Annotated in this window: 19 protein-coding genes; 8 read left to right on the top strand and 11 right to left on the bottom strand. The window is 56.9% G+C overall.

Annotated elements, in window-relative coordinates; all coding sequences use genetic code 11:
- Positions 1 to 5 precede the first annotated feature (5 nt).
- Both ACYVB2_RS08065 and lptC read left to right on the top strand, forming a co-directional pair.
- Positions 6 to 554, top strand: a complete 549-nt coding sequence (locus tag ACYVB2_RS08065; protein WP_382432123.1) for a KdsC family phosphatase — start codon at positions 6 to 8, stop codon at positions 552 to 554.
- Positions 551 to 1,156 (top strand): LPS export ABC transporter periplasmic protein LptC, encoded by a 606-nt coding sequence (gene lptC, locus ACYVB2_RS08060; RefSeq protein WP_382432125.1) that lies wholly within the window; start codon positions 551 to 553, stop codon positions 1,154 to 1,156. Before ACYVB2_RS08065 ends, lptC begins: the two co-directional genes overlap by 4 nt.
- 111 nt (positions 1,157 to 1,267) lie before the next feature.
- Here lptC and ACYVB2_RS08055 read toward each other — a convergent pair whose 3' ends face one another.
- The 7 genes from ACYVB2_RS08055 to uvrA form a co-directional block, all read right to left on the bottom strand.
- Positions 1,268 to 1,861 (bottom strand): RNA recognition motif domain-containing protein, encoded by a 594-nt coding sequence (locus ACYVB2_RS08055; RefSeq protein ID WP_382432127.1) that lies wholly within the window; start codon positions 1,859 to 1,861, stop codon positions 1,268 to 1,270.
- A gap of 274 nt (positions 1,862 to 2,135) precedes the next feature.
- Entirely contained in the window at positions 2,136 to 2,507 is a 372-nt protein-coding gene (locus ACYVB2_RS08050) for an RNA recognition motif domain-containing protein (RefSeq protein WP_382432129.1), read from the bottom strand.
- Between the two features lie 166 nt (positions 2,508 to 2,673).
- Positions 2,674 to 4,650 carry a methyl-accepting chemotaxis protein gene (locus ACYVB2_RS08045; protein ID WP_382432131.1) on the bottom strand — a complete coding sequence of 659 codons (1,977 nt, stop codon included), beginning with the start codon at positions 4,648 to 4,650 and terminating at the stop codon, positions 2,674 to 2,676.
- 21 nt (positions 4,651 to 4,671) lie between these two features.
- A complete protein-coding gene (gene pyrF, locus ACYVB2_RS08040; RefSeq protein ID WP_382432133.1) occupies positions 4,672 to 5,496 on the bottom strand; it encodes an orotidine-5'-phosphate decarboxylase in 825 nt (274 codons plus the stop codon).
- 16 nt (positions 5,497 to 5,512) lie between these two features.
- Positions 5,513 to 6,103, bottom strand: a complete 591-nt coding sequence (gene metW / locus ACYVB2_RS08035) for a methionine biosynthesis protein MetW (protein WP_382432134.1) — start codon at positions 6,101 to 6,103, stop codon at positions 5,513 to 5,515.
- Positions 6,100 to 7,227 carry a homoserine O-succinyltransferase MetX gene (metX, locus tag ACYVB2_RS08030; protein WP_382432136.1) on the bottom strand — a complete coding sequence of 376 codons (1,128 nt, stop codon included), beginning with the start codon at positions 7,225 to 7,227 and terminating at the stop codon, positions 6,100 to 6,102. The genes metW and metX overlap by 4 nt, the downstream gene beginning before the upstream one ends.
- A 453-nt stretch (positions 7,228 to 7,680) precedes the next feature.
- The gene (gene uvrA / locus ACYVB2_RS08025; protein WP_382432138.1) at positions 7,681 to 10,614 is read right to left on the bottom strand and encodes an excinuclease ABC subunit UvrA; all 2,934 of its coding nucleotides are present in this window, start codon (positions 10,612 to 10,614) and stop codon (positions 7,681 to 7,683) included.
- A 210-nt stretch (positions 10,615 to 10,824) separates the two neighbouring features.
- On the opposite strand from uvrA, the gene ACYVB2_RS08020 reads away from it, so the two are divergent.
- Positions 10,825 to 12,003 carry an MFS transporter gene (locus ACYVB2_RS08020; protein WP_382432164.1) on the top strand — a complete coding sequence of 393 codons (1,179 nt, stop codon included), beginning with the start codon at positions 10,825 to 10,827 and terminating at the stop codon, positions 12,001 to 12,003.
- A 101-nt stretch (positions 12,004 to 12,104) separates the two neighbouring features.
- A complete protein-coding gene (ssb, locus tag ACYVB2_RS08015; protein WP_382432140.1) occupies positions 12,105 to 12,650 on the top strand; it encodes a single-stranded DNA-binding protein in 546 nt (181 codons plus the stop codon).
- A gap of 11 nt (positions 12,651 to 12,661) precedes the next feature.
- On the opposite strand, the gene mnmA is transcribed toward ssb, so the two are convergent.
- Positions 12,662 to 13,777: a tRNA 2-thiouridine(34) synthase MnmA gene (gene mnmA, locus ACYVB2_RS08010; RefSeq protein ID WP_382432142.1), complete on the bottom strand. Its 1,116-nt coding sequence runs from the start codon at positions 13,775 to 13,777 to the stop codon at positions 12,662 to 12,664.
- Positions 13,774 to 14,283: an NUDIX hydrolase gene (locus ACYVB2_RS08005; protein WP_382432144.1), complete on the bottom strand. Its 510-nt coding sequence runs from the start codon at positions 14,281 to 14,283 to the stop codon at positions 13,774 to 13,776. The genes mnmA and ACYVB2_RS08005 overlap by 4 nt, the downstream gene beginning before the upstream one ends.
- A 139-nt stretch (positions 14,284 to 14,422) precedes the next feature.
- Here ACYVB2_RS08005 and ACYVB2_RS08000 point away from each other — a divergent pair, with 139 nt between their 5' ends.
- The 3 genes from ACYVB2_RS08000 to ACYVB2_RS07990 all read left to right on the top strand — a co-directional run bounded on the left by ACYVB2_RS08000 (position 14,423) and on the right by ACYVB2_RS07990 (position 17,709).
- Complete coding sequence (locus ACYVB2_RS08000) at positions 14,423 to 15,499, top strand: DUF533 domain-containing protein (protein WP_382432146.1); 1,077 nt, start codon at positions 14,423 to 14,425, stop codon at positions 15,497 to 15,499.
- A gap of 146 nt (positions 15,500 to 15,645) precedes the next feature.
- The gene (locus ACYVB2_RS07995; RefSeq protein ID WP_382432148.1) at positions 15,646 to 17,241 is read left to right on the top strand and encodes a methyl-accepting chemotaxis protein; all 1,596 of its coding nucleotides are present in this window, start codon (positions 15,646 to 15,648) and stop codon (positions 17,239 to 17,241) included.
- Between the two features lie 33 nt (positions 17,242 to 17,274).
- Positions 17,275 to 17,709, top strand: a complete 435-nt coding sequence (locus ACYVB2_RS07990; protein ID WP_460536026.1) for a bacteriohemerythrin — start codon at positions 17,275 to 17,277, stop codon at positions 17,707 to 17,709.
- On the opposite strand, the gene ACYVB2_RS07985 is transcribed toward ACYVB2_RS07990, so the two are convergent.
- On the bottom strand, positions 17,702 to 18,109 hold the full coding sequence (locus tag ACYVB2_RS07985) for a bacteriohemerythrin (protein WP_382432152.1): 408 nt from the start codon (positions 18,107 to 18,109) through the stop codon (positions 17,702 to 17,704). The genes ACYVB2_RS07990 and ACYVB2_RS07985 overlap by 8 nt on opposite strands.
- A complete protein-coding gene (locus tag ACYVB2_RS07980; protein WP_382432154.1) occupies positions 18,087 to 18,338 on the bottom strand; it encodes a hypothetical protein in 252 nt (83 codons plus the stop codon). The genes ACYVB2_RS07985 and ACYVB2_RS07980 overlap by 23 nt, the downstream gene beginning before the upstream one ends.
- Positions 18,339 to 18,705: 367 nt before the next feature.
- Here ACYVB2_RS07980 and ACYVB2_RS07975 point away from each other — a divergent pair, with 367 nt between their 5' ends.
- Complete coding sequence (locus ACYVB2_RS07975; protein WP_382432156.1) at positions 18,706 to 20,643, top strand: GGDEF domain-containing protein; 1,938 nt, start codon at positions 18,706 to 18,708, stop codon at positions 20,641 to 20,643.
- Positions 20,644 to 20,796 lie beyond the last annotated feature (153 nt).

Raw genomic sequence — 20,796 nt, 5'->3', positions numbered from 1 at the left:
CCGCCATGTCCGCACCTACTCTTGTTTTTGCTCCCGAATTGTTGCTGCGTGCCCAAGGGGTGCGGGTAGCATTCTTTGATGTCGATGGCGTGCTCACCGATGGGGGGCTGTACATCACCGAACAGGGCGAAACCCTCAAGCGGTTCCACACGCTCGATGGCCACGGCCTCAAGTTATTGCAACAGGCAGGCATCATCCCCGCCGTGATCACGGGCCGCGATTCTGCTCCGCTGCGGCTGCGGCTGCGGGCTTTGGGCATTGAACACGCCATTTTTGGCACCGAAGACAAGCGCCCAGCAGCAGAAGAGATTTTGAGCACCTTGGGCCTGCAATGGTCACAAGCAGCGGCCATGGGAGACGATTGGCCCGATCTGCCAGTCATGCGCCGCTGTGCCATCGCCTGCGCCCCCGCCCAAGCCCATACCGAGGTACGCGCCCAAGCCCACTACACCACCACCGCCCCCGGCGGAGAGGGGGCCGTGCGCGAATGGTGCGACTTGTTGCTCATAGCCAGCGGCCACTACCGCCGCCTACTGGCAGCCTACCAAACATGAGCAGTGCCCTGCACCGGCGCTGGGACAGCGTCTCTATGTACCTGCCTGTGCTGCTGATGGGTCTGCTCGCGCTGGGCACCTGGTGGCTGGTGCGCAATGCACCACAAGCCCCTGGCACTGCCGCCGCCCAAGTGCCCTCATCTGGGCCAGACTATTTCATGCGCCAGTTTTCTGTACAACGCTTTGACCCCACAGGCCGGCTCGAGAGTGAGGTGCAAGGCGAGATGGCACGACACTACCCCGGCAACGACACCCTGGAAATTGACCAAGTGCGCATCCAGGCCCGCACCCTCCAAGGCCAACAAACACAAGCCCGTGCAGATCGGGCCCTCAGCAATGGTGATGGCTCCGAAATCCAATTGTTTGGCAATGCGCTCATCACCCGGCAAGGGCCATCGGCTGCATCTTCCCCCTCCATGGAATTTCGTGGTGAATTTTTGCACCTGTGGCCCCAGTCTGAACGGGTACGCTCTCACCTGCCAGTGCGCCTGACGCGGGGCCAAGACCAATTTACCGCCGATACGATGGAATACGACCACTTGGAGCAAGTGTTGCAACTGCGAGGCCGGGTGCGCGGCACCTTGATGCCACCACGACGCTAAGGCGCCCCTGCGTGGGACCACAAACCAAAGGGCACGTTGCGCAAACAACGTGCCCTTTGGTTGTGCAGCAGCCCTTTAGCCTATTGGGCTTATGGGCCTGCTCACTAGATCTCAATAACCACCCTGACCGCCATAGCCGCCACCATCGCGACCACCCCGGCCACGGGGGCCATTGCCATAAGGACTGCGAAAGCCCCCTTCGGTGCGGCCGCCGCTCTCACCACCACGGGCGGCGCCGTAGCCACCGCCGCCGTAGCCGCCTTCACGGTTGCCACCACCATAACCGCCTTCACGACCACCGCCGTAGCCACCCTCACGGTTGCCGCCACCGTAGCCACCGCCACCTTCGCGACCGCCGCCGTAGCCGCCTTCACGGCCACCACCACCGTAGCCACCGCCACCAGTGCGAGCACCATAGCCACCACCGCCATAACCACCACTGCGGGGGGGGCGAGGCTCCATCGGACGGGCTTCGTTGACCACAATGTTGCGCCCACCCATAGACTGGCCGTTCATGCCATTGATGGCGGCCTGGGCTTCAGGATCGCTGCCCATTTCGACAAAACCAAAGCCTTTAGAACGGCCTGTATCACGCTCCATCATCACCTTGGCGCTGGTCACATTACCAAACTCGCCAAATGCCTGGGCCAGATCATCGTCACGCACACCATAGGGCAGGTTGCCCACATACAGTTTATTGCCCATCAAGGGACTCCTAAAAAACACTTTTGACACCGCGATGGAGCCCCGAAAACTCAGTCAGCACACCCTCAGGATACGCTGCGCCCGCCACTACAGGATCACCGCAAAACCAATACGAGCGCCGCCCGCAGTAGCATTATGTCCCGGGGAAATGGGCAAAACGCAAGGATTTTTACAAGCTGTAGTGTGTCTTTTTAACAACGCCATAAAAAAAGAGCCCGAAGGCTCTTTTGAAGTACTTGTTTCCGGCCCGAAAGCCAAAGGTCAAGACTGGGGATTAGTAACCGCCACGGCCACCGCCGTAACCGCCGCCACCACCGTAGCCACCACCGCTGCGGCCACCGCCGCCGTAGCCGCCACCATTGCCACCGCCGTAACCACCGCTGCGGGGGGGACGGGGCTCCATAGGACGGGCTTCGTTGACGACCAGATCACGGCCACCAAAATTTTGACCATGCACGCCTTGGATGGCGGATTGGGCTTCAGCATCGCTGCCCATCTCGACAAAGCCAAAACCCTTGGAACGGCCGGTGTCGCGCTCCATCATGACTTTGGCGCTAGCAACAGCACCGTACTGGCTGAAAGTTTGCTCCAGATCTTGGTCGCGGAAAGAGTAGGGCAGGTTGCCCACGTAAAGTTTGTTGCCCATGAAGGACTCCCGAAAAAACATAAAACGCGATGGAGCCCGACGCAATCAACAAACCTGTGACGACTTCAAAGACGCGAAACTGACCAATCACCGCTAACTTAACCGCTTCTCTGCTGTGGCAGAAAAGCCAAGCCATTATGGGCCAAATTCTCCTGTGCACTGATATTTATTTTTCGACACCCAAGCGCAAGCCCACCCCAGGCTCTGAATTGTGGGATGAATCGAGTCGAAACAAAGATACGGTCTGCACCAAACCTTCTGCCTGACCGCGCAAACTAGCAGCGGCGGCGGCCATCTCTTCTACCAAGGCGGCATTTTGCTGTGTGACCTGATCCATGTGCGTAATGGCCGTACTGACTTCAGAAACCCCAGTGGACTGCTCTTGGCTCGCGGCACTGATGGCGCCCATGATGTCGGCCACCCGGCGCACACTCACCACGATCTCGTCCATCGTGCTGCCCGCTTGCTCCACCAACGTACACCCCGCACTCACATTCCCCACCGACGCCTCTATCAAATCCTTAATCTCTCGCGCCGCCGTTGCCGACCTCCCCGCCAAATTCCTCACCTCGCTCGCCACCACCGCAAAACCCCTGCCCTGCTCTCCCGCCCGCGCCGCCTCTACCGCTGCGTTCAACGCCAGAATGTTGGTCTGGAAGGCAATGCCGTCAATCACTCCAATAATGTCGGCTATCTTGCGCGAGGAGCTGTTGATCGCCTCCATGGTGTGAACCACTTGGGCCACTACAGCCCCGCCCTTCACAGCGACTTGGGTTGCGCTCTCAGCCACTTGGTTGGCTTGGCGGGCGCTTTCTGCATTCTGGTGTACGGTCGCATTGAGTTGCTCCATCGATGAAGCAGTCTTTTCCAAGGCTCCAGCCTGCGTCTCGGTACGGGCGGACAGGTCATTGTTGCCCTGAGCGATCTCGGCACTGGCAGTGGCCAAGCTCTCGGCACTGCGGCGCACTTGGGCAACTACTGGGCGCAATTTGGCACGCATCTGTTGTTGTGCATCAATCAACTGGCCCACCTCGTTGCTTCCATACGGCAGATCAGCCCCTGCCAAATCTCCTTGGGCCACAGCACGGGCCAAGGCTTGGGCTTGGGCCAAAGGCTGGGTGATGGAACGCACAAACACAATGGCCAGCACAACGGTGCTCAGCAATATCAACAACAGCACAGCACCCACCCCAAGCAGGGTCAACTGCTGGCGCTCGGCGCGCTCTTGCAGCCTGACCTCCAGTGCCTCCATCGCCAAGTCATTGACCTTGAACAAGGTATCGATGGTGCGGGTGAAATCATCAAAATAATCCTTGGCAGGCATTTGCAAACTGGCCGCATGGATCAAGTTTTGGTCTGCCATTTGGCGCGTTGCATCGATGCGCGCCTTCAAATCACGGGTCGGGCCTTCCAGCTTTTGGCGAAATTCTGCATGGGCGGCCATAGCCCGATCAAAATTACGAAAGGTCTCTCCATGCAATTCTCCAGCGCGCTGCTGCAAGGCTTGCAAGGTGCTTTTCCCTGCGGGTGACAACACCCCTTGCACCAGAAAACTCGACCCCTGGGCCCGCATGATGCCCAATTTCTCACTCAACATCGGAGCATGCACCAGAGTGGCTTGGATCAGGGCGTTGGTGTCTGCATCAGGATCCATCTGCAACTTGTAGACATAACGCACCTCTTCACCCAGTAGCATGACAGTGGCAATTAACTGGGTGTGCTGTGCTGTGCTTTGTGGTGGCGTCAGGCTGCGCGCCGCCACCTGTGGCTCCAGTGCCTGCCAAGTTTGTTTGATTTTGTCCCAAGCAGCCACATGCACTGCCGGCATCGCTGCTGCGGCAAAACGCTCATCCACCTGTACCAATGCCTTAGCCAAGGCATCGCGTACCGCTGGGCGACGAGCACCCAGCCCTTCGTCTCCGCTGAGCATACTGGCTGACAAGCCACGGTGTATTTGCATCAATTGCACGGCCTTGTTCAGTGCAATCAGTGGCGGAGCGCCCGTCACTTCCATACGCTCATCTGCAATCGTTTGCAGTGCATGCTCCACATACAAGAAGGTAGGCAAGGCCCCCATCAGCAACCCGATGGCACCAAGAATCATGAATTTCTGGAGCAAACTCCAACGGTGCAGCAGCGACATAAGCGTTATGGGTGAGATTGTTCAGGGGCGGGCCGCCTGTAGCACATCGCGCGTCTTGCGTGCTTCGCGGCGAGCGGCATCAGCAAAGTCAGCGCCATTGCTGGCATAAAGGATGGCCCGTGAGGAGTTGACTACGATAGGGCCATTGGGGCGCCAACCTGCACGCACAGTGGCCAAAGCATCGCCCCCTTGGGCACCCACGCCAGGAATCAGCAAAGGCACTGTGGGTGCCAAAGCCCGCACCCGCTCAATCTCAGCAGGATAGGTGGCCCCCACCACCAGTCCTAGCTGACCATTGTGATTCCAAGAGCCCTGGGCCAAACGGGCAATGTGCTCGTACAACAAGGGCTCCCCAGCGATGCTGGCTAATCGCTGGTTCTGAAAATCATCCCCGCCGGGATTGGACGTACGACACAGTAAAAAAGCCCCCTTGCCTGGATAACGCAGGTAAGGCTCTATCGAATCCAAGCCCATAAAGGGCGAGAGCGTGACTGCATCAGCGCCATAACGTTCAAAGGCTTCTTTGGCGTATTGCTCTGCGGTAGAACCAATGTCACCCCGCTTGGCATCCAAGATGATAGGCACCTGTGGCGCATGGCTGCGCATGTGCTGCATCAGGCGCTCTAGCTGGTCTTCTGCACCGTGGGCGGCAAAGTAGGCAATCTGGGGCTTGAAGGCACAGACCAAATCTGCGGTGGCATCCACAATGGCCGCACAGAAGTCATAGATCTTGCGGGGGTCTCCCTGCATGGCAGCAGGAAACCGGGAGGGTTCAGGGTCTAAACCCACGCACAGCATGGAGTTGTTTTGCGTGGCCGCAGCGTGCAGCATGTCAAGGAAGGTCATGGTGCAATTTTAAGGTTCAGCCCACGTCACGCCGCAGATGGAATACCGCTGTGCTGGCTCGAACATTGGGTAAAAAACGCACCTTCTGCCCATTCTGCAAGCCAAAGGCATCCAAGATATGCAACTGGTTCTTCTGTGCCAACACGGCAAAGTCGGCATAGGTACCCACGCGGATATTGGGTGTGTCATACCACTGGTAAGGCAAGCGGCGGGTCACGGGCATACGGCCGCGCAGCACTGACAGCCGGTTGGGCCAATGGGCAAAGTTGGGAAAGGCCACAATACCGGCCTGCCCTACACGAGCGGTCTCGCGCAGCATGGTCTCGGCATTGCGCAGGTGCGGCAGGGTGTCAATCTGCAGCACGACATCGAACGAGTTGTCGGCAAACATCGCCAGCCCCTCCTCCAGGTTCAGCTGGATCACATTGACCCCCCGGCGCGCGCAGGCCAACACATTGGCATCATCGATCTCAATGCCATATCCACTACAGCCACGTTCACGTTGCAAGTAGTCGAGCAAGACGCCATCACCACAACCCAAATCGAGCACGCGCGAACCAGCAGGCACCAAAGCTGCAATGGCCTGCATAGTGGCTTTTTCGGTCATGCAAACTCCTTGGCAATGCGCTGGAAATAAGCGCCGATGAGGTTCATGTAACGAACATCGTCCAGCAAAAAAGCATCATGCCCATGGGGGGCATCAATCTCGGCATAGCTCACATCACGCCGGTTATCCAACAGCGCCTTCACGATCTCGCGGCTGCGCTGTGGCGAAAACCGCCAATCAGTGCTAAAGCTCACCAGCAAGAATTGGGCCGTAGCCCGCGCCAGGGCTTGACTCAAGTCACCACCAAACGCACGGGCTGGATCAAAGTAATCCAAGGCACGGGTGATGAGCAAATAGGTATTGGCGTCAAAGTACTCACTGAACTTGTCACCTTGGTAGCGCAAATAGCTCTCAATCTGGAATTCGATGTCTTGGGTGCTGTATTTCAGCTCCAAGCCCTCGCGCAATTGGCGCCCGAACTTCTCGTTCATCACATCGTCACTCAAATAAGTGATGTGACCAATCATGCGGGCGATACGCAACCCGCGTTTGGGCACCACACCGTGTTGGTAGAAGTGACCACCGTGGAAGTCTGGATCGGTCACGATGGCCCGCCGGGCCACTTCATTGAAGGCAATGTTTTCTGCATTGAGGTTGGGCGCACTGGCCACCACCACCGCGTGACGCACCCGCTCAGGGTATTGCAGTGTCCAGCTCAATGCTTGCATACCGCCCAAACTACCCCCCAGCACGGCGGCCAACTGCTGCACCCCCAAGCAGTCCAACAAACGGGCCTGGGCATTGACCCAGTCCTCCACTGTGACCACTGGGAAGTCTGAGCCATAGACCTGACCTGTCTCTGGGTTGGTATGCATGGGGCCAGTGGAGCCAAAGCAAGAGCCCAGGTTGTTGATGCCAATGACAAAGAACCGATTGGTATCGACTGGCTTGCCAGGGCCAATCATGTTGTTCCACCAACCTTCGCTTTTTTCCTGACCCGCATAGACACCTGCTACGTGGTGCGAAGCGTTCAGGGCATGACAGACCAAGACGGCATTGGAACGCTCCGCATTCAAGGTGCCATAAGTCTCGTAAGCCAGTGTGTAGTCACGGATACGGGCACCGCTTTGCAATGACAGCGCCTGTGGAAAGTGCAGAAATTCAGGGGTGGCGATGAACGACATAGAAAAGCCCGGCAACGCTAAAAACGGGGCCGGGCAAAGCTGTCGGTCTGTCTTTAGCTGGATTTATAGAGCGCCCGCAAGCTGTGGCAAATCGGCGCATGGGGCCACTATAGCAAAAGCAAGTTTGTTTGGCAGGCCAATAGGGTTAAGCACAAGGGGTGTAGCGCCTGTCTTGGGGCTGGAATTCCCCACAAAAGTTATCCCAGGTTGTTATCTTTTTTCTTATGTATATATTTAGTAGTAGTAGTAGAAGGAACCGTTTTTCTGTGGATAAGTGAACTTTTTCTTTATAAATCAGTGACTTAGTCAGTGGATAACCCTGTGGAAACCACCCTTGTTTTCCTGTGTCCGAAAAATGAACAACTTTGGAGAAGTTCACTACCCTGTGGGTAACTGCATAGTTATTCAAAAAATTTCCACAGGGTTATCCACAGGCAAAATGGTTTCATTTGCTTACAAGTAGCTGCGCAAGTAGCGTCCAGTATGGCTGTCAGGATGGGCTGCCAAGGCTTCAGGGGAGCCGGTGGCGACCACAGTGCCGCCACCGGCTCCGCCCTCTGGCCCCATGTCGATCAGCCAATCGGCGGTTTTGATGACGTCGAGGTTGTGCTCAATCACCACAATGGTGTTGCCCGCATCACGCAATTGGTGCAACACCTGAAGCAGCAAGGCAATGTCAGCAAAGTGCAGCCCAGTGGTGGGTTCATCCAGGATATAAAGGGTTCTGCCTGTGTCGCGCTTGCTCAGTTCTTGTGCCAACTTGACGCGCTGTGCTTCTCCGCCTGAGAGCGTTGTGGCGCTTTGTCCGAGGCGGATATAACTCAGACCAACATCTAGCAAAGTGCGGAGTTTGCGGGCAATGCTGGGTACGTCTTTGAAGAAAGCGTATGCGTCTTCTACCGTGAGTTCCAGAATTTGTGCAATGTGGCGGCCTTTCCATTGCACTTCTAGGGTTTCGCGGTTGTAGCGTTGGCCGTGGCAGACATCGCAGGGCACATAGACATCGGGCAGAAAGTGCATTTCGACCTTCACCACGCCATCGCCTTGGCAAGCTTCGCAGCGGCCACCGGCCACATTGAAGGAAAAGCGCCCAGGGCCATAGCCACGCTCTTTGGCGGTGTGGGTTTCGGCCATCAGTTCGCGGATTGGGGTAAACAGGCCGGTATAGGTGGCTGGGTTGCTGCGTGGGGTGCGGCCTATGGGGGATTGATCGACGTTAATGACTTTGTCGAAGTAGTCCATGCCTTCGAGAGCCTCGTGGGGGGCTGGTTCGTCGTGGGCGCGATAAAGCTGTCGGGCAACGGCTTTGTGCAGAGTGTCATTGACCAGTGTGCTTTTGCCAGAGCCGGAAACACCTGTCACGCAGGTGAGCAGGCCCACCGGAAAATCCACACTGATGTTTTGCAGGTTGTTGCCTTGAGCACCAATGAGGCGCAATTGCTGTGTGGCCTTGGGTGGCGTACGCCGCATGGGCACAGGAATGGATTGTGTACCTGCCAGATAGCGTCCGGTAGGCGATTGGGGATTGGCACGCACTTGCTCGTAACTGCCTTGTGCCATGACTTGTCCTCCGTGCATCCCAGCGCCCGGCCCCAGGTCGATGATGTGGTCGGCCGCGCGCATCATGTCTTGGTCGTGTTCCACCACAATCACGCTGTTGCCAATGTTGCGCAGGTGTTGCAAGGTAGCAATCAAGCGGTCGTTGTCTCGTTGGTGCAGGCCGATACTGGGTTCATCCAGTACATACATTACGCCCGTCAGGCCCGAGCCAATTTGTGAAGCCAGCCGGATACGCTGGGCTTCGCCACCGCTCAGGCTTTCGGCACTGCGGCCTAGGCTGAGATAGTTCAGGCCTACATCATTGAGAAATTGCAGACGGGTCAGAATTTCGCGCACTATCGGGGCGGCAATCTCGGCCTTGGTACCCGATAGTTGTAGGCCAGAAAACCAAGCATGGGCCTCGGCCAATGTGCTGTGGCTGATGTCTTGGATGGCTCGGGCTTGGGGGCCGTGGCCCACTTTGACGTGCCGGGCTTCGCGGCGCAAGCGTGCCCCTAGGCAGTCGGGGCAGGGTTGGGTGCTGCGCCAGCGGGCCAATTCTTCACGCACGGCGCTGGAGTCGGTGTCGCGCCAGCGCCGTGCCATGTTGGGCAAGATGCCTTCAAACGGATGTTGCTTGACGATGGCTTGCCCTTTGTGGGTGCCACTGCCCAAAAAATATCGAAAGGCAATGGATTCATGGCCCGAGCCATACAAGATCACCTGTTGTACGGTGTTTGGCAAGGCAGCAAATGGGGTTTCCAGATCAAAGCCGTAATGTTGGGCCAAACTCTCTAACAAGGCAAAGCCAGTGCTGTTGCGCCGATCCCAACCGTGGATGGCTCCACTGGCTAAACTCAGAGAGGGAAAAGCCACTACCCGTGTCGCATCAAATACTTCGCTGTGGCCAATGCCATCGCAGCTTGGGCAAGCCCCTAATGGGGCATTGAAGGAGAACAGACGAGGCTCTAGTGTGGGCTGGGTGTAGTGGCACACCGGACAGGCAAACTGGCTGCTCAACAGGTGCTCGCTGCCCGTATCCATTTCCAGCGCCAGCACTTGTCCGCTGGCATCTGGGCCGGCCACACGCAGCGCGGTCTCCAAGCTCTCGGCCAGCCGTTGCTGCACTTCGGGGCGCACCTTGAGCCGGTCGATCACCACATCCACATCGTGTTTCTCTGTTTTTTTCAGCGGGGGCAATTGCTCGTGCGTGTAAATCTGCCCATCCACCCGAAAGCGGACATAGCCGCGGGCCTGCATCTCTTTGAACAGTTCGGTGAATTCGCCTTTGCGCTGGCGTGCTATGGGGGCCAGCACCATCAAGCGGGTGTCTGCGGGTAGTGCCAGCAGGGTGTCTACCATTTGGCTGATGGTTTGTGCTGTCAGTGCCTGACCGTGCTCAGGGCAGTGGGGGGTGCCGGCCCGTGCATAGAGTAGGCGCAGGTAATCGTGGATTTCTGTCACCGTACCCACCGTGGAGCGTGGATTGTGGCTGGTGGCTTTTTGTTCGATGGCGATGGCAGGAGACAGTCCCTCAATCCAGTCCACATCAGGCTTGTCTAGCCTCCCTAAAAATTGGCGGGCATAGGTAGACAGGCTTTCCACATAACGGCGCTGGCCTTCGGCATAGAGGGTGTCGAAAGCCAGACTCGATTTGCCTGAGCCTGAGAGCCCGGTGATGACCACCAATTGTTCACGCGGGATGTCGAGATCAAGGTTTTTTAGGTTGTGCGTGCGCGCCCCTCGGATGCTGATGCAGTGGTGCCGGGCCAGGGCAGCCGCCAGTGGGCGGCCTTCTTCAGTGGGAAAAGCAGGGTTGTCTGAGGGGGGGAGGGAAAGTGCGTTCACGGTAGATGTGGCAGGCGGACCAAAGCTGACCATGATAGGGACAGCCCATAGGCCCAAGGCATCCAATCGGCGCTTCGCGCACAATCACCCCCTTTGGCGGCTGTTGTCTGTCGTGCCGGGTGTGCTGCCCGCGTCTGAGAACCCACTGTGTCTTCTTCTCCTTCTTCTTCTCCCTCTGTAGCGGCTTCGGACAAGCCGGTGCGTGCCTTGATGACGGCACTGGAGCGCCGCTCTAGTGTCTCGCTGGCACTGATTTTTGCCTTGCGTATGTTGGGCCTGTTTTTGGTGCTGCCCGTGTTTGCGATTGAAGCGCGCCATTACCCCGGTGGCGATGACCCTGCACTGGTCGGGTTGGCGATGGGCATCTATGGCTTGACGCAAGCTTGTCTGCAATTGCCCTTGGGTATGGCATCGGACCGTTTTGGTCGCAAGCGCATCATCGTGTTGGGCCTGCTGGTGTTTGCGGTGGGCAGTTTTTGGGCGGCTGGGGCCGATAGCCTGATGGGCTTGTTGTGGGGCAGAGCGTTTCAGGGGGCAGGTGCCGTGTCAGCGGCTGTCACGGCCTTGTTGGCCGATCAGACCCGTGATGTGGTTCGCACCAAAGCGATGGCATTGATCGGGGGAGGGATCGCCCTGATGTTTGCACTGGCTCTGGTGTTGGCTCCCCTGTTGGCCTCCCAGATAGGCCTGGGGGGTTTATTTGGTCTCACTGGTGCTTTGGCACTGTGTGGTGTGGCTATTGTGGTTTGGTGGGTGCCGCCGGAGCCAGTACAGCACCAAGAGGCTGCCCGTGGCCGTCTGGTCGATGTTTGGCAACACCCTGCGTTGTTGCGTCTGAATTTGGGTGTTTTTGCACTGCACACGGTACAGATGGCTATGTGGGTGGCGGTGCCTGCCTTGCTGGTGCAGGCAGGATTGGCCAAAGGGTTGCATTGGCAAGTGTATTTGCCTGCGGTGTTGGTGTCCTTTTTGTTTCTGGGGGGCTTGTTCGCGTTGGAGCGGCGTGGCCATCTGCGTGCGGCTTTGTTGGGCGCGATTGCTCTGGTGCTGTTGGTGCAGGTTGGGCTAGGCTGGATGGCTGCCAGTGTCCAGATGCCTTCGCTGTGGGTGTTGGGTGGGTTGTTGTTGGTGTTCTTTTGTGGCTTTAACGCTTTGGAGGCCAGCCAGCCCAGTCTGGTATCACGCATGGCACCGGCACAGATGCGTGGTGCAGCATTAGGGGTGTACAACACGCTGCAATCCTTGGGCTTGTTTGCTGGTGGAGTGCTGGGTGGAGTTTTGCTCAAAGGTGGAGGAGCTGCTTTGTTGTTTACAGTCACCACTGTGTTAACGCTGCTGTGGCTGTTGTGGACTTGGCCTTTGCGTCTTGTGGGGCGGGTGCCAGAGTAAGGTAGGCTGTGCACGGAAAACGACGGTTGGAACAGAAGCCTTATGCGGCACAATCAGCCGTTTGGCGCGTCGCGCACCCTCTCCTTTCAAGGTAAAGCAGCATGGCATCCATCAACAAAGTGATCATCGTCGGCAACCTGGGCCGTGACCCAGAAATGCGTACTTTCCCCAACGGCGATCAGGTGGCCAATGTCACCATCGCCACCACCGATAAGTGGAAAGACAAGCAAACAGGAGAAACCCGCGAGCACACCGAATGGCACCGCGTGGTTTTTAATGGCCGTCTGGCTGAGATCGTTGGGCAGTATCTGCGCAAAGGTTCGCAGGTCTATGTGGAAGGCTCCCTGCGCACCCGTAAGTGGACTGACCCTACAGGCGTAGAAAAATACAGTACCGAAATTCGTGCCGACCAGATGCAGATGCTGGGCAGTCGTCAGGGCATGGGCGGTGCTGGCCCACAAGGAGACGACGGTTACGCCAGCGATGCTGGCGGTTACGATGCCCCACGTCGTGCCGCACCAGCTGCACCCCGTATGGCGTCCCCGGCTGCACGCCCTGCCCCAGCAGCTCCTGCTCCTATGGCACCGCCTGCGCGTCCAGATGCCGGTTTTGGTGGTAACTTCGAGGACGATGACATCCCCTTCTGAAACGCACCTGTTTAAGAGGTGCTGACGGTGGCAATCACGCCACCACCCAAACAGACATCACCGTCATACAGCACCGCCGATTGCCCTGGCGTGACTGCCCACTGGGCGTCGGTAAAGTCCAAGGCAAAGTGTTGAGCGTTGGTGGGGGCTAGTGAGCAGAGGGTATCTTGCTGGCGGTAGCGTGTCTTGGCGGCATAGACGCCTGCCGCAGGGGGGTGGCCTGCTGTCCAGCTGGCCTCTTGTGCTGTCAGTTGGTGCGATAAAAGCCAAGGATGGTCGTGGCCTTGCACCACCCGCAGTACGTTTTTGTCTAGCTCTTTGCGTGCGACAAACCACGGTTGGTGTTCTCCACCACCTCGTTGGGCACCTTGTTCTTTGATGCCCCCAATGCCCAGTCCTTGGCGCTGGCCCAAGGTGTAAAAGCTCAGGCCCACATGTTGGCCGATTTTGCGGCCCCGTTCGTCCCAGATAGGGCCGGGTGCATGGTGAATGTAGCGGTTCAAAAACTCCCGGAAAGGCCGCTCACCAATGAAGCAAATTCCCGTAGAGTCCTTTTTTCGGGCATTGGGCAGGCCAATCTCTTCGGCAATCCGGCGCACCTCGGTCTTGTGCAGTTCACCCACCGGAAACCACGTCTTTGCCAACTGTGCTTGGTTGAGCCTATGCAAAAAATAACTTTGGTCTTTGCTGGGGTCTAGTCCCTTGAGCAGTTCAAACAGCCCTGTGTCTTGGTTTTGGCGCACGCGGGCGTAGTGGCCGGTGGCAATCTTTTCTGCTCCTAGCCGCATGGCGTGGTCTAGGAACGACTTGAACTTGATCTCGGCATTGCACAGAATATCTGGGTTGGGTGTGCGTCCTGCTTGGTATTCGCGCAGAAACTCGGCAAAAACCCGGTCTTTGTACTCTGCTGCAAAGTTGACATGCTCGATTTCAATGCCAATCACGTCGGCCACTGCCGCTGCATCTACAAAATCGATGTTTGACGAGCAGTATTCACTGTCGTCATCATCTTCCCAGTTTTTCATGAAGATGCCGACTACCTCGTGCCCTTGCTGTTTCAGCAGATAGGCCGTCACGGCCGAATCCACGCCACCACTCAGGCCAACGACCACACGTTGCTTGCTCATGGGGTGCCTTCCATGTTGCGTGCGTGGGGGTGGGTGAGCACACTGGCATCGGTATGGATCAGATCTACCGGGTGGCGCTGGCCTGCCAAATAGTCTTCAATACATTGCAGCACCAGCGGGCTGCGGTGGCGCTCGGTGCTGGCCCGCAGCTCTTCCAGTGTCATCCAGACGGGGCCGACGATGCCTTCATCCAGAGGTTGGTCAGGATGATGCTGTCCTAGCGTGCCGCAAAAGGCAAACCGCAGGTAGGTGATGTCATGCCCGGTGCGCGTACGGGTAAAACGGTTCAGATACACCCCTACCAGCCCTGTGGGGGTGAAATCGTACGCTGTCTCTTCCAGCACTTCACGGGCGCAGGCAGCCATGGGAGACTCTCCGGGGTCTAAATGCCCGGCAGGGTTGTTCAAACACAGGCCATCGGCAGTGTTCTCCTCGATCAGCATGAATTTTCCGTCGCGCTCGATGATGGCAGCCACGGTGACATTGGGTTTCCAGCGGTTTGGCATGGGCGCATTATCGCTATGGGCCGCATGTGATTCGGTGGTGTAGTGGAACCACTCCCCTGGGTCTGGTCTCTGAGGCGCTATGGGGCATGTCATCATGGCAGCCATCCCGATTCGTTCCATTGCCACAGGAGTTTTGCAGATGAATCCCGAACAACAGCGAGCCTTGTTGACCATTGCCTTGTACGCCGCTTTTGCTGATGGTCATAAAGCCGACAGTGAGCGCGAGACCATTCGTCAAATGGCAGAGTCTCTCTCCGACACCCAAGGTGCTCACCCACTCACCTCGTTGTACCAAGACGTGCTATTGCGGCGGGTGTCAGTGGCTGGCGCGGTACAGGCCTTGAGTGATCCAGCCCACCGCCAATTGGCTTATGAGATGGCCGTGTGTGTCTGCGATGCAGATGGCAGTCAAAGCCAAGCCGAGCGACTGTTTTTGGCAGATCTGCGCCACCAATTGGGTTTACCTGCCGAGTCTGTGCAGGCTTTTGAGTCCCAGGCAGACAGTGTGGCCGCTTGGGCGGCATCTGTGCCTGCACCACCAGCAGTTGTCCCAGCGGCAGCCAATACACCTTTGCCAGGCACCGGCCTGTTCGCCCAATGGCAGACTCCGGCAGCAGCAGCAGCAACTGCTGCTGCTGCAGTGGTTGCCTCCGCAGCGACTCCTGCCCCCCTGCCGGTCACTACAGTGCGGCCATCAGAGGCTGATCTGGACAAAAGCATCCTCCATTACGCCATCCTGAATGGTGCGCTGGAGTTGCTGCCCCAATCTTGGGCTTCTATGGCCATCATTCCGTTGCAAATCAAAATGGTCTATGCCATTGGCAAGGCACATGGTGTCGAACTGGACACCGGTCACATCAAAGAGTTTATTGCCGCAGCTGGTGTGGGGCTGACTTCGCAGTACTTGGAGCAGTTTGGTCGCAAACTGATGGGGGGGATGTTGGGCAAGGCACTGGGTAAAACGGCAGGTAAGCTTGGCAGCACTGCCACCGGCATGGCTTTTTCGTTTGCTACCACTTATGCCTTAGGCCAGTTGGCCAAGCGTTACTACGCGGGTGGACGCAGCATGAGCACCAATGTGCTGCGCTCAAGCTACCAAGACCTGCTGGCCCCGGCCAAACAACTACAAACCCAGTATCTACCACAAATTCAACAAAAAGCATCTACGTTGGATGCCGCCCAGATCATGGCATTGGTTAAGGGGCGAGGTCTTTGAAATACAGCGTGTAGAAATCGGCAGCTTTTGTGCGTTGGATCAGGTTTGATGTTTATGGACAGGGGTGCAATCTTGTTTTGCAATGCAAAAATGCGGGCTCTTTTTGACTTGCACTTTTCCGTTTGACTCTTTCCAAGGAAGTCCTTATGCCACCTATATCCCCGCCACCCAGGCGCAGTCTGCTGATTGGCACCCGTCTGGCGCTCGGATTTGGTTTGCTCATCACCATGATGCTGTGCATGGTGGTGGTGGGTTTGTTGCGCCTGACCGATGTGGCTGAGGCCAATCGTCATCTGATTGAAATCGAGTGGGTCAAAGCGGATGCTGCCAACACCCTGAGCACCATTGCTTTAGCCAATACCCGCCGCACTATTGAAATTGTCACGGCCCCCGATGCTGCCCATCGGGCCAAAATGCGTGCCGACATCTTGGCTGGGCGTGAGGCATTCTTGCAAGCCTTCAAAAAGCTACAAGAGCTGGTAGAGCTGCCTGCAGCCAAGGCACTACTGACAGAAGCCGAGCAAGCGCGGGCGCGTTACGTCACTTCGCAGGCCAAACTCAATGAGCTGGTGGATGCCGGGCGGTTGGACGAAGCCGCCTTAGAAATGAACACCCATACGCTGCCTGCGCTCAACACCGTGCAACAACGTGTTGATGCGTTGGCCAAGCTAGAGCAGCAACTGGTAGTGCAAAGCGGGGCCATTGCCCGCGACCAAGCCCATACTGGGCGCGTGTTGCTGTTGGGGCTGGGCGCAATCGGTTTGTTCAGTGCGGTAGTACTGGCCGTTTGGATCACACGTTCCATCACCATGCCATTGCGCAGTGCCGTGAAAGTAGCCCAGGCCGTTGCGGCTGGTGATTTGAGCAGCCACATTACAGTGCATTCCACTGACGAAACAGGGCAATTGCTCCAAGCCTTACAAGAGATGAACGCCGGCCTGTCTCGCATAGTGATTGAAGTGCGCAGTGGCAGTGACACCATCGCGATTGCCACTGGGCAGATTGCTGCTGGCAACCAAGACCTCTCCTCGCGTACCGAAGAGCAGGCCAGTGCCCTACAGCAAACGGCTGCGTCCATGCAAGAGCTGGCCAGCACCGTCAAACAAAACTTTGATAGTGGAAAACACGCCAACACCTTGGCTGAATCGGCGGCGCAGGTGGCGGTCAAAGGTGGGGCTGTGGTCGCCCAAGTGGTTCACACGATGGAGGCGATCAATGACTCCTCACGCAAGATAGCCGACATTATTGGAGTGATTGACGGCATTGCCTTCCAGACCAATATTTTGGCGTTGAACGCAGCGGTAGAGGCGGCGCGGGCGGGAGAGCAGGGCAGGGGTTTTGCGGTGGTGGCGAGCGAGGTGAGGAATTTGGCGGGGAGGTCGGCGACGGCGGCACGAGAGATCAAGGATTTGATAGAGGCGTCGGTGGGGAACGTGAGTGCGGGGTGTACGCTGGTGGAACAAGCGGGCAGCACGATGGATGAGATCGTGGTGAGTGTGCGCCGGGTGGCCGACATCATGCGTGAGATCAGTATGGCCAGTCAGGATCAGACCCAAGGCATCGATCAAATCAACCAAGCTATGGTGCAGATGGATCAGGTCACACAGCAAAATGCGGCGCTGGTGGAAGAAGCAGCCGCTGCTGCCCAAGCCCTAGAGCAACAGGCCCATACACTGGTTCATACTGCCAGCGTCTTCCGTTTGGGTGGTGTACCCTCCGAGTCACTGGTGCTACAGCGTTGATGGCTGTTGCGCACCACCCAAGAGGAGACCAAAATGGCTTATTTTGTCTGGGCCGATGACATGGTCATCGACAATGGCCCCATTGACGAGGACCATCGCAAACTGGTGGAACAGGTCAACACATTGCATACAGCCACCAGCGAAGGGCGTGGCAACGAAATCGTGGAAGCATTGCTGGCGCAGATCATTGCCGACACAGAAGAACACCTGCGCCATGAAGAGCAGCAGATGGAACAGGCCAAATTTCCAGATTTGGAGCGTCACAAACAGGGCCGCGCATTGTTTGTAGCCCAGCTGCGGCGACTTCAACGCAAGCACCAAGGAGGCAGCATCACAGTAGCCTCGGAGTTATCCACAGCCTTGCGCGATTGGCTGTCGCTGCACATCCGGCGCAACGACAAGGAGTTGCGCACTTTCCTAGAACAAAAACGCCGCACCACCACAACAATGGTGCGTGCCCTCAGGTAATGCCCTGGGCCTGCAAGAACGGCACATAAGCCTTATCGGTGCGCATGATGTGCTCCAACAGCCAGTGCTTCAAAAACTCCATCAGTTCATAAGGCACATGCTGACCGTCTTCAAAATCGGTCAGTGCGTTCATGATGGTGCCAGTAAAACGGTTGTGTTGTGCCTTGTGTGCCCCGATATCTGGGTAGGCGTGTCGCTCAAACCATTCCTCCTCCATGATGAAGTGGTTCATGGTGTAGTCCATCAGCCCTTCCAGCACATGACCAACAGCAGCCCTGTCAGGGGTCTCTGCAGTCAATGCATCGTGCAACTCGTTGATCAAGTCCACCAGCCAGCGATGCTGCTCATCTACCTCTTGGATGCCCACAGCAATCGCATCATTCCACGGCATGAATGTCATCCGGCTTCTCCTTCGATAGGGACAGGCCTACTCCTGCCTGTTTCTTTGGCATGGTAAACGGAGAAGCCACCGTTCTATCGTCTGGATTAGTACCTGTTTGTGATCTGTTTGTCGTTTCTGTTGCGTTATCACTTGGGGCTTTGGATTCGATTGTCCCAGTAGATGAAATTGTTTCCCATTCAATATCGGCATCACAGCCGGTGCCAGCAGCAATCCAGCGTTGGGCCAAGCGGCGGCACCAGTGCAGTAGCCAAGGATGCCGCCACCCCGTAATCCTTGTTGGGTCTGTCAACAATCCACATTGGTAGCGTCTTAAGGCATCATCCCAGAGCAAGGCACGGCACGCCCCTGTACGTCGTCCAGACACCCAGATGCCCAGCGGACAAGGTTCAGCCAGACAACACAGGCCACAACCATTGCATGGAGTGCTCCAGGGAGGTTTAGTGGGAGCCTCACGGTGCCATGCCACTACCGTCAGCACAGGTGGGCAAGCATCTTGCTTGCCTGAAACAACCACACCATTGCAAGGCATTGATGTCTTGTCTGGAGGTAGATGGAGCCAATTTGGCATGTTTTGATTTCGGGACACACATCCCATGAGTGCAAAAACAGATGCTTTCAAACGCCAAGTCCTGCGTTTGGCTGGAGCATATCTGGTCGTGGCCATCAGCGTTTTACTGGCGCTGGGCTGGCCTTTGCATGAAAACTACCTGCGCAGCCGGGTCGAGGTGATCGAGGCCAGAGAGCAAGGCTATCTGAGCATCGCCGACCACATGGTGCATAAAGAGTTTTTAGAGGTCGCTGGTGATCTGGGCGTGATCAGTACCTCTGCTGTGCTTACCGACTTCCTCGACCAACCCAATCCATTGCACCACCAACGGTTGACCCTGGCATTGGAACAAGTGGTGCGCAACTATGGGCGTTATGTCGATCTACAAGTGCAGAACCTGCAAGGCCAGCCCTTGGTACAGGTAGAGCGGGTGGCGCTGTTGCAGCAGAACCACCTATCACAGGTTGCCGCCTCGGGTGCCAATCCTGCCACGGTGCTGCGCATCAGCACGCCCGTGTTCAACAGCCGCCAGCGCCAGGCAGGTATCCTGCAACTGGAGTTTCAGATCAGCGAACTGCTGGATGCCTTTGCCAAGGTGATGGCCCGTAACCCTTTTCATCAGGCCATGTTGGTGGGGCCGACCGGGGAGTGGCTCAGTCCCGGATCGTTCCTCATGGGCAGCGCAATACCATTGGCACAAAGCAATTTTGCCCAGCAATATCCAAGTGTTTGGGCCGCCATGTCGCGTCAGCGCACAGGGGCCGTACAGACAGCCCAAGGCTTATTTCTGTTCGATGCCATCCATCCATTGGAATTCGAAGCCTCTCCTTTGCCACCCGCTGCCGTATTGCACCACCAAGGCATGACCGTCATGGCCAGCCAACCGGGAGGCTACCACTGGAGATCGGTCATTCTGGTTCCTCAAGACTTCTTGGAAGACACCCCTTTCCTTTGGCGCAGTCATGGCCCCCTAGTGGGGGTGCTGTTGGCTATATTGGTTTTCGTCAGTTGGATCTTGGCTGAACGCAAGGTGTATGCCAATGTGGAGCGTGCCCGCGAACAACAAGATGCCCAAGAGATTGCCGCCCTCTACGATCAGGCACCTTGTGGCTATCACTCCTTAGATACCCACGGGTACATCATTCGCATGAACCTCACGGAACTGGGCTGGCTTGGCTACGAACGCGCTGAAGTACAAAACCGTTTGCGTCTGACCGATTTGCTCACCCCCGCCAGTGCCGCCCATTTCAAAAAACTCTTCACCCGACTCAAAGTCTCCGGACAGCTGCGCGATATCGCCCTAGATATGGTGCGCAAGGACGGTAGCATCCTGCCTGTTTTGCTCAACGCCACCGCCGAAATGAGTCCACAGGGCGAATTTCTGTCCAGTCGCACTGTTTGTGTAGACATGACAGAAATCCAGCGCCTGCAAAAAGCTTTAGAACGCAAAGCCAACACCGATGGTCTGACAGGCCTGTGCAATCGGCGTCATTTCTTCGAGTTAGGTGTGCGTGAGCTTTCTCGGGCCACCCGTCATCATCGCCCAGTAGTTGTTTGCATGATTGACATCGACCACTTCAAACAAGTCAACGACACCTATGGCCATGCCGCAGGAGACAAAGTGTTGGTGGTGATGGCCCGTACCTTGGCTCAGCAATTGCGTGATACCGATGTGCTGGCCCGGTTGGGGGGAGAAGAATTTGCTATTTTGCTGCCTGACACCCCTTTAGAGATTGCAAAAGAAATTGCTGAACGTTTGCGCACTGCATTGGCAGATGCCCGTGTCGCTCTAGATGATGGTGGTTTGTTGCACTTCACTGTGTCGATTGGCGTAGCGTTGCGCCATTCCAGCACCACCACCCTTGAGCAAATGCTCCGCAGTGCGGATGTGGCACTGTATGCAGCCAAAACTGCAGGGCGCAACCAAGTCCATATTGCGGCCTCTGACGGTGTTGCCGCCAAAGAAAATTCACTTTTTGTTTAAAGCACTTGCAACAGTGCAAAAAACTAATGTAGAATTCGAGGCTTCGCTACTAAGCAATGTTTGATACCAAGCGTGCTAAGTAAGCGGCAAGGATTTCAAGGTGGCGGGAATTAAAAACCCCATGCTTTGACAGGAGATAAAAACTTCTGATAT

This window comes from Giesbergeria giesbergeri, assembly GCF_054779375.1.
The sequence above is the reverse complement of the archived record's forward strand: the minus strand, read 5'-3'. Positions and strand labels throughout refer to the sequence as shown.

Bases quoted from the DNA above. Each gene is read 5' to 3' on its own strand.
- ACYVB2_RS08065 (WP_382432123.1), top strand. From the start codon at position 6: ATGTCCGCACCTACTCTTGTTTTTGCTCCCGAATTGTTGCTGCGTGCC.
- lptC (WP_382432125.1), top strand. From the start codon at position 551: ATGAGCAGTGCCCTGCACCGGCGCTGGGACAGCGTCTCTATGTACCTG.
- ACYVB2_RS08055 (WP_382432127.1), bottom strand. From the start codon at position 1,861: ATGGGCAATAAACTGTATGTGGGCAACCTGCCCTATGGTGTGCGTGAC.
- ACYVB2_RS08050 (WP_382432129.1), bottom strand. From the start codon at position 2,507: ATGGGCAACAAACTTTACGTGGGCAACCTGCCCTACTCTTTCCGCGAC.
- ACYVB2_RS08045 (WP_382432131.1), bottom strand. From the start codon at position 4,650: ATGTCGCTGCTGCACCGTTGGAGTTTGCTCCAGAAATTCATGATTCTT.
- pyrF (WP_382432133.1), bottom strand. From the start codon at position 5,496: ATGACCTTCCTTGACATGCTGCACGCTGCGGCCACGCAAAACAACTCC.
- metW (WP_382432134.1), bottom strand. From the start codon at position 6,103: ATGACCGAAAAAGCCACTATGCAGGCCATTGCAGCTTTGGTGCCTGCT.
- metX (WP_382432136.1), bottom strand. From the start codon at position 7,227: ATGTCGTTCATCGCCACCCCTGAATTTCTGCACTTTCCACAGGCGCTG.
- ACYVB2_RS08020 (WP_382432164.1), top strand. From the start codon at position 10,825: ATGACGGCACTGGAGCGCCGCTCTAGTGTCTCGCTGGCACTGATTTTT.
- ssb (WP_382432140.1), top strand. From the start codon at position 12,105: ATGGCATCCATCAACAAAGTGATCATCGTCGGCAACCTGGGCCGTGAC.
- mnmA (WP_382432142.1), bottom strand. From the start codon at position 13,777: ATGAGCAAGCAACGTGTGGTCGTTGGCCTGAGTGGTGGCGTGGATTCG.
- ACYVB2_RS08005 (WP_382432144.1), bottom strand. From the start codon at position 14,283: ATGCCAAACCGCTGGAAACCCAATGTCACCGTGGCTGCCATCATCGAG.
- ACYVB2_RS08000 (WP_382432146.1), top strand. From the start codon at position 14,423: ATGAATCCCGAACAACAGCGAGCCTTGTTGACCATTGCCTTGTACGCC.
- ACYVB2_RS07995 (WP_382432148.1), top strand. From the start codon at position 15,646: ATGCCACCTATATCCCCGCCACCCAGGCGCAGTCTGCTGATTGGCACC.
- ACYVB2_RS07990 (WP_460536026.1), top strand. From the start codon at position 17,275: ATGGCTTATTTTGTCTGGGCCGATGACATGGTCATCGACAATGGCCCC.
- ACYVB2_RS07985 (WP_382432152.1), bottom strand. From the start codon at position 18,109: ATGACATTCATGCCGTGGAATGATGCGATTGCTGTGGGCATCCAAGAG.
- ACYVB2_RS07975 (WP_382432156.1), top strand. From the start codon at position 18,706: ATGAGTGCAAAAACAGATGCTTTCAAACGCCAAGTCCTGCGTTTGGCT.